This is a genomic window from Glutamicibacter sp. AGC84 (assembly GCF_053543575.1).
The window spans coordinates 20,959-28,433 of record NZ_JBLVOC010000025.1; the positions used below are offsets into that span (position 1 = coordinate 20,959).

Consider the following 7,475-nt stretch of genomic DNA (forward strand, 5'->3'; position numbering starts at 1 on the left):
TCATTTCCTGCAGGAACAAGTGCTATCGATGGCCTGGGGGCGTGCCGCAGCGGTTCGATCAGAAGCAGGCCTGGCAATGCAAAAAGACCCCGGCACCGGCAGTGAAAATCTGCCAGATGCCGGGGTCTTCGCGACTCAAGGTCCTACTCGGTTTCTTCCTTTGCTTCCGGTGCCATGTCACTGGCCACCGTGGCTCCGGCCGCTACCGCGGGCACCGCAGCCGTATCCGGATTCGCATCCACATCCTCGGCCGGACCGGCGAACTGCGACTGGTACAGCCGGTAGTAGGCGCCCTGGGTCCCCAGCAGGTGCTCGTGGTTGCCCTGCTCCACGATCCGGCCGGACTCCATCACCAAGATGGTGTCCGCGTCGCGGATCGTGGACAGCCGGTGGGCAATCACGAAGCTGGTGCGGTCGCTGCGCAGCGCGGCCATCGCCTGCTGCACCAGCAATTCGGTACGGGTATCCACCGAGCTGGTCGCCTCGTCCAGGATCAGCAGCGACGGGTTGGCCACGAACGCGCGGGCGATGGTGATCAGCTGCTTCTCGCCGGCCGACACGTTGGTGCCTTCCTCGTCGATGATGGTGTCGTAGCCATCGGGCAGCGCGCGCACGAAACGGTCCACGAAGGTCGCCTTCGCGGCCGCGATCACTTCCTCATCGGTCGCATCCAGCCGGCCGTAGCGGATGTTCTCCATGATGCTTCCGCCGAACAGCCATGCGTCCTGCAGCACCATGCCCACCTTCGAGCGGAGGTCAGCGCGGGAAAGGTCGGTGATATCGCGGTTATCGAGCATGATCTTCCCGGAGTTCAGCTCGTAGAAGCGCATCACCAGGTTCACCAGCGTGGTCTTGCCCGCGCCGGTCGGGCCGACAATCGCCACCGTGTGCCCCGGATCCGCGTCGAAGGACAGGTCCTCAATCAGCGGCTTGTCCGGGGAGTAGGAGAAGGACACGTTCTTGAAGGAGACATGCCCGTCGGCACGGGCAGGAAGGCTGTCCTGCGCGTCGTCCGGTTCCTGTTCCTCGGCGTCCAGCAGCTCGAAGGTGCGTTCAGCCGAAGCCACGCCGGACTGCAGCATGTTCGCCACGCCGGCAATCTGGCCCAGCGGCTGGGTGAACTCGCGGCTGTACTGGATGAACGCGGTCGCGTCGCCCAGGCTCATCGTGCCCGAAGCCACGCGCAGCCCGCCCACCACGGCGATGCCCACGTAGGCCAGGTAGGACACGAAGTTCATCACCGGCATGATCATGCCCGAGACGAACTGGGCGCCGAAGCTGGCCTTGTACAGTTCCTCGTTGCGGGCGGTGAAGCGGTCCACCATGTCCGCTTCGCGGCCGAAGACCTTCATCAGCTCGTGGCCGGAGAAGGATTCCTCGATCTGCCCGTTCAGCGCGCCGGTGTTCTTCCACTGCGCGGTGAACAGCTTCTGCGCCCGGGTGCCGATAATGCCCGCGGCAGCTGCCGACAGCGGCAGGGCCACCAGCGCGATCAGCGCCATCTGCCAGGAGACCACGAACATCATGATCACGATGCCGATAACGGTCATGGCCGAGGAGACCAGCTGGCTCAGCGCCTGCTGCAGCGCATTCTGGATGTTGTCCACGTCGTTGGTCACGCGCGAGAGCAGATCGCCCCGCTGGCGCGTGTCGAAGTAGTTCAGCGGCAGCTTGTTGATCTTGTCCTCGACGTCCTTGCGCAGGTTGTAGACCACGCGCATGACCAGCTTGTTCAGCAGCCAGCCCGAGGCCCACGAGAAGAGCGAGGCGACGAAGTACATGGAGAGCACGATCAGGATGTACTGCGAAAGCTGGGTGAAGTCGATGCCCTGCCCGGGGACGAAGTCCACCTTGGAGAGCATGTCGGCCTGGGTTCCCTGCCCGGAGTCGCGCAGCTGCTGGATCACCAGCTCCGCGGGCGTGCCGGCCGGGATGTTCTTGCCGATCAGCCCGGCGAAGATCACGTCCATGGCCTTGCCCAGGATCCGCGGTGCGATCACCGAGAGCACCACGTACACGGTGATCAGCGCGAACACCAGGACCATGCCCAGCTTGTACGGGGACATCAGCCCGACCAGGCGCTTGGCCGATGGCCAGAAATGCTCGGCCTTGCGCACCGGGGCGCCGCCGCTCCAGTCGTCGGCTCCCGCCGCGGCATCGAATTCATTGACGTCCGCAAGCTCGCTTTCGAGCTGCTCCGGATCGATATTCTTCTGCTTCTTCGCCATTTAGGCCACCTCCTCCACGCTCAGCTGGGATGCCACGATTTCCTGATAGGTTTCCGAGGTTTCGAGCAGTTGCTCGTGGGTACCCCGGGCCACGATTTCGCCATGGTCCAGGACCAGGATCTGGTCCGCACCGGTAATGGTCGATACGCGCTGGGCCACGATGATCACCGCGGCGTCCTTGGTCGGTTCGGCCAGGGCCGCACGCAGCCTGGCATCGGTGTTCACATCCAGGGCCGAGAAGGAATCATCGAACAGGTAGGTGCTCGGCTTCGCGGCCAGGGCCCGGGCAATGCACAGGCGCTGGCGCTGGCCGCCGGACACGTTGGTGCCGCCCTGGGAGATCTTCGAATCCAGCTGGCCTTCGCGTTCGGCTACGAAGCCGTCGGCCTGGGCCACCCTCAGCGCATCCCACAGGTCTTCTTCGGTAGCGTCCTGTGCGCCGAAGCGCAGGTTGCTGGCGATGGTCCCGGAGAACAGGTAGGGGCGCTGGGGCACCGCGGAGATGTTCCGCGAAATGGTGTCTCGTCCCAGTTCCCTCAGCGGCACCCCGCCGATCAGGATTTCGCCTTCGGTGGCGTCGTAGAGCCGCGGGATCAGGTTCAGCAAGGTGGTCTTGCCGGCACCGGTGGAACCGATGATGGCAGTGGTCTGCCCCGGCTTGGCGGTGAAGGAGATATCGTTGAGCACCGGCGCCTCGGCGCCGGGGTATCCGAAGCTGACGTTCTTGAATTCCACGGTGCCCGGGGTGGGCAGCGCGATTTGCCGTTCGGCGGCGTCGAGCATGCTCGGCTCGCTATCGAGCACCTCGGAGATGCGGTCGGCCGAGACCATGGCACGGGGAATCATCATGGCCATGAAGGTACCCATCATGACCGCCATCAGGATCTGCAGCAGGTACTGCAGGAAGGCGGTCAGCGCGCCGACCTCCACCTGGTTGTTATCCACCCGGTGCCCGCCGAACCACAGCACGGCGGCGGTGGACAGGTGCAGGATCATGGTGATCGCCGGGAACATCAGCACGAACAGGTTGCCGACCTTGACACCGAGGTCGGTCAGCTTCTGGTTGGCATCGGCATAGCGCTGCGTCTCATGCTCTTCGCGCACGAAGGCGCGCACCACGCGGATGCCGGTGATCTGCTCGCGCAGCACGCCGTTGATCCCGTCGATGCGGGTCTGCATATCGCGGAACAGCGGCATGAGCTTGATGACCAGCAGGCCCACGACAATGAGCACCAGCGGTACCGAAACCCAAACGAGCCAGGACAGTCCGGGATCTTCGCGGATCGCCATGATCACGCCGCCGATGGACATGATCGGCGCGGTGATCATGAAGTTCAACGCCATCAAGGTGAGCATCTGGATCTGCTGCACGTCGTTGGTGCCGCGGGTGATCAAGGTGGCGGCGCCGAATTTGTTGACGTCCTGTGCCGAGAAGGTCGAGACCTTCTCGAAGACCGACTGGCGGATGTCGCGGCCCACGCTCATGGAGGTCTTGGCCCCGAAGTAGACGGCGGCAACCGCGGTGGCTACCTGGATGAGGGCCACCACCAGCATCAGTCCGCCGGTGCGCCAGATGTAGTCGATATCGGCTTCGACCACGCCGACGTCGATGATCCTGGCGTTCAGGCTAGGGAGATAAAGAGTGGCCACGGTGGTGGCCAGTTGCAAAATGACTACGGCAATGATCCACCCCGTGTACGGCTTGGAGTGTTTCAAGATGAGCTTGAGAAGCATGTGGAAAATCCTCGCTGGCATCAAGCTCTCCGGCATGCTGGACCTTCGGATTAAGGGCAGCGTGATTGAAGAGCGATTGCCAGTCTAGCGCTCGCCTTGGACACTTTGAATCATCCTTGCGATTGATTTTTATCAATCACTGGCAAGTACCCGTATTCCCGCAGGATCCCGGGCATGGTGGCGTTAATCATAAACCGTGTATTTACCGGCAGGACAGGTGCCGGTTACTTGCCACCAGCTCCTCTTGCGGCGGACATCACCGTACTGCCTAGTCCGGTGCCCCGTGGCCCAGATAGGCCAAGGCGGCCACCACCTGGGCGCGGGTTCCGGTTTCCAGGGTCGGATGGATCACCGGGGCGAAGAATGGCGAGTGGTTCGCCGGGATCTTCGAGGCAACGGTGCCCTCGGCGACCGCCGCCCGATAGGCGTCCGGATCCGCGCAGCCCACCGTCCAGTAGGTGTACGGGATGCCGAAGGAATCGGGGATGATGCTGAAGTCCTCCGAGGCGGTGGCCGGTTCGGCCTGGTAGACCTGGCCCTGGTCGAAGTGGGCTTCGAAAGCCTTGGTGATCCGGTCGTTGGCCACCGCGTCATTGCTGGTCAGCGGGAACTGGTCGTAGAACTCGAAGTCCGGTTCCTTGGGCGAGCCGGCCGCGGCGCATTCGCCGCGCACGATGCGTTCGATGGAGTCGATGACGTGCTGGCGCAGCTGGAGATCATAGGTGCGAATGTTCAGCAGCAGCTGGGCCCGGTCCGGGATGATGTTCGCCGCGCTACCGGCATTTAACGCGCCGACGGTCAATACTGCGAACTGCCCGGGCCGGGTTTCACGCGAAACAATGGTCTGCAGCTTGAGCACGATGGACGAGGCCAGGACTACCGGGTCCACCGAATTATGCGGCATCGAGCCGTGCGCACCGCGCCCGTAGACGGTGATGCGCAGGCTGTCGCCGGCGGAAAGGATCGGTCCCGCGGTGGTGCCGATCCTCCCCGCTTCGACGGGCATCACGTGCTGAGCCAGCGCCACATCGGGCTTCGGTATCCTCTCCACCAGCCCATCGGCCACCATGGCCTTGGCCCCTGCGGCGGTCTCCTCGGCTGGCTGGAACAACGCCAGATAGGTGCCGGACCAGCGCTCGCGGTTCCCGGCCAGGAACTTGGCCGCGCCCAGCAGGGTGGCCATGTGCATGTCATGGCCGCAGGCGTGCATGGCACCGGGGACCGTGGAGGAATATTCCAGCCCGGTGCCCTCGGCGACCGGCAGGGCATCCATGTCGGCCCGGGCCAGTACCACAGGCCCCTCGCCATTGCGCAGGATTCCGACGATTCCGGTACCGCCGATCAGGCAGGTTTCATAGCCCAGATCCTCAAGTTCCTCGCAGATTCGCGCCGAGGTCTCGTGCTCGGCCAGGCCCAGTTCCGGGTGCCGGTGGAAATGCTTATAGAGCGCCTCCTGCCAGGGCAGCTGCTCCAAGATCGAGGCGGTGATTTCCTGTGCAGTGCCCATCGGGTTCCTTCCATCGCGCCCAGCATCCGAGCCGCCAAGGCCCCGCTGGCTTATCCGCTGTCAATCTATCCCCTGGCCGGCAGGACAGTCCAGAATCCGGCCGATTGCAACGGGAGAAATCGCCGGCTCATGCCAAGGCCGCTAGCGGTCCTGCTCGGTGCAGATGCAGAAGCGGTTGCCCTGGTGGTCGCTGGCTATGGTGAAACCCGGAGCGCTGCGCTCATCGAGCACCGCACCTTGGCTCTCCAGCCGCGAAAGCACGCCAGCGCTTTCGGCGTGGGGAACCCACACATCAAGATGCAGCCGGGAGGGATGAGGCGTCGGGGTGTCCTGGAACCAGATGGCCGGCAATCTGCCCGCTGGATCGGCAAGGCTGCCGTCGGGCTGCTCGCGGTAGCCCAGTCCAGCGGCCCACTGCCCGGATATGGCTTGGGCGTCGTCGGTGTCGATGCCGATTTCCACCACCTTGATCAAATCCAGTCGCGCTTTGGCATGCAAGGCGGCGGCCCGCTGCGTGATTTCCGAGGCCAGCGCGAGGTCCCTTTCGGTGATGTCGCCACCGGCGTCGTGGGACACGGTCGAAACGAACAAGAGGTTGTAGCGCCAGTCCACATCAGGATGGTGGTTGGCCATCTGCGCTGCGCCAGCGATGTCGCTGAACAATTCGATGGCTTCTGCCGAGCTCTTGGTCTCGTACACGGTGCAGAGCTTCCCGGCCAGCTTGCGCCACTGCGGCAGAGCCTCCAGCCGAGAGGCCAATTCGGTGCTTTCAATGCGGTCGTTTACGGTCATGATCTCCTCCTCCTGGTGCAACTGTGGCACCACTTCCGGGCCGGCTCAAGCGGTCGGCCGCAACGCACAGGTTGGCGCCAGCGCCAGCCGCTGCGAACTGGATGCCGCCTGTGAACCGGAACTCGGCTGGTCCTGGCGCAGACGAATCGGCTTAGCCTCGATAGCAAGAGCGCAAGGAGGGCCCCATCCCATGCTGAATATCTTCCAGGCCAAGATCAGCGACTCGACGCTGGATGACATCACCTCGGAGGACAGCAATCGCAGACGCCGGCTGCTGAGCCTCGCCGCCCTGCTCGTGATTGCAGCCTTCGTGCTGGCGGCTCTGCTCGGCGCATTCGACCAGAAGAAGAGCATCGAACAACAGGCCGACGGCTTCGCGGTCCAGCTGCAGTTTCCCGCGGTGGTCCGTGCCGGCAATGAAATCCAGCTGAGGGTTGGGATCAGCTCTGCCGACCCTTTGCCCGAGACCATCACGCTGGACCTGAGCGAGGACTATCTCATGCTCTTCGAGGACTTCTCGGCCTTTCCCGAACCGGAGTCCGAGTCGAGCCGAGCTGACGGAACCATTGAATTCGAGGTGGCCCCGGCACCGGGGTCGCGGCACATGGTTGCCACCCTCACGGGTCGGGCTTCGGACGAATGGTCGCCGAGCGCCAAGGGCGTGCTCGGAATTACTGCCAACGGCGAAAGCACCGACCTGAAGATCAGAACTTGGAGGATCCCCTGATGGAAATAGTCATCCGCGCAGCCACCGCCTTCATCATCCTGTGGCTGGTCACGCGCGCCGCCGGCAGATCGACCCTGGGCGAGCTCAGTTCCTTCGAGCTGGTGCTGTTCGTCGTCCTGGGCGACCTGGTGCAGCAGGGCATCACCATGGAGGACCGTTCGCTCACCGGAAGCCTGCTGGCAGTATTCACCATGGTGGTCCTGGCCGCTGCGCTGAACTTCGCCAATATGCGCTGGCCCAAGCTGGGCAAGCTGATGCAGGGCCGCCCGATTGTGCTGGTCCGCGACGGGGTCCTGGACCGCAAGGCCCTGCACAACGAGCGCATTGGGCTGGACGAATTGAGCATGCTCGCCCGCCAGGCTGGCATCGAGAACTACAGCAGCATCCGGCTGGCGATACTGGAAGCCAGCGGCAAGATTTCCTTCTTCACCCAGGAAGCTGAATCCCGTCCGTGACCACGCGATGGCAATGGCAGAAGGGGCATCCC

General features: G+C 63.8%; 6 protein-coding genes. 2 read left to right on the forward strand and 4 right to left on the reverse strand.

Going from position 1 to position 7,475, the window contains the following annotated elements; translation table 11 throughout:
- Nucleotides 1–143 precede the first annotated feature (143 nt).
- From ACNPN0_RS13940 to ACNPN0_RS13955, 4 genes are all read right to left on the reverse strand, one after another.
- Nucleotides 144–2,228 carry an ABC transporter ATP-binding protein gene (locus ACNPN0_RS13940; RefSeq protein WP_105656089.1) on the reverse strand — a complete coding sequence of 695 codons (2,085 nt, stop codon included), beginning with the start codon at nt 2,226–2,228 and terminating at the stop codon, nt 144–146.
- Nucleotides 2,229–3,962 (reverse strand): ABC transporter ATP-binding protein, encoded by a 1,734-nt coding sequence (locus ACNPN0_RS13945; protein WP_133834816.1) that lies wholly within the window; start codon nt 3,960–3,962, stop codon nt 2,229–2,231.
- Between the two features lie 268 nt (nt 3,963–4,230).
- Entirely contained in the window at nt 4,231–5,469 is a 1,239-nt protein-coding gene (locus ACNPN0_RS13950; RefSeq protein WP_448937996.1) for a M20 family metallopeptidase, read from the reverse strand.
- Between the two features lie 141 nt (nt 5,470–5,610).
- On the reverse strand, nt 5,611–6,261 hold the full coding sequence (locus ACNPN0_RS13955) for a 4a-hydroxytetrahydrobiopterin dehydratase (protein WP_448937995.1): 651 nt from the start codon (nt 6,259–6,261) through the stop codon (nt 5,611–5,613).
- Nucleotides 6,262–6,451: 190 nt separating this feature from the next.
- On the opposite strand from ACNPN0_RS13955, the gene ACNPN0_RS13960 reads away from it, so the two are divergent.
- Entirely contained in the window at nt 6,452–6,988 is a 537-nt protein-coding gene (locus ACNPN0_RS13960; protein WP_448937994.1) for a hypothetical protein, read from the forward strand.
- On the forward strand, nt 6,988–7,443 hold the full coding sequence (locus tag ACNPN0_RS13965) for a DUF421 domain-containing protein (RefSeq protein ID WP_105656084.1): 456 nt from the start codon (nt 6,988–6,990) through the stop codon (nt 7,441–7,443). Before ACNPN0_RS13960 ends, ACNPN0_RS13965 begins: the two co-directional genes overlap by 1 nt.
- Nucleotides 7,444–7,475: the final 32 nt, after the last annotated feature.

Coding starts and splice junctions, on each gene's coding strand:
- ACNPN0_RS13965 (WP_105656084.1), top strand. CDS start 6,988: ATGGAAATAGTCATCCGCGCAGCCACCGCCTTCATCATCCTGTGGCTG.
- ACNPN0_RS13950 (WP_448937996.1), bottom strand. CDS start 5,469: ATGGGCACTGCACAGGAAATCACCGCCTCGATCTTGGAGCAGCTGCCC.
- ACNPN0_RS13945 (WP_133834816.1), bottom strand. CDS start 3,962: ATGCTTCTCAAGCTCATCTTGAAACACTCCAAGCCGTACACGGGGTGG.
- ACNPN0_RS13955 (WP_448937995.1), bottom strand. CDS start 6,261: ATGACCGTAAACGACCGCATTGAAAGCACCGAATTGGCCTCTCGGCTG.
- ACNPN0_RS13940 (WP_105656089.1), bottom strand. CDS start 2,228: ATGGCGAAGAAGCAGAAGAATATCGATCCGGAGCAGCTCGAAAGCGAG.
- ACNPN0_RS13960 (WP_448937994.1), top strand. CDS start 6,452: ATGCTGAATATCTTCCAGGCCAAGATCAGCGACTCGACGCTGGATGAC.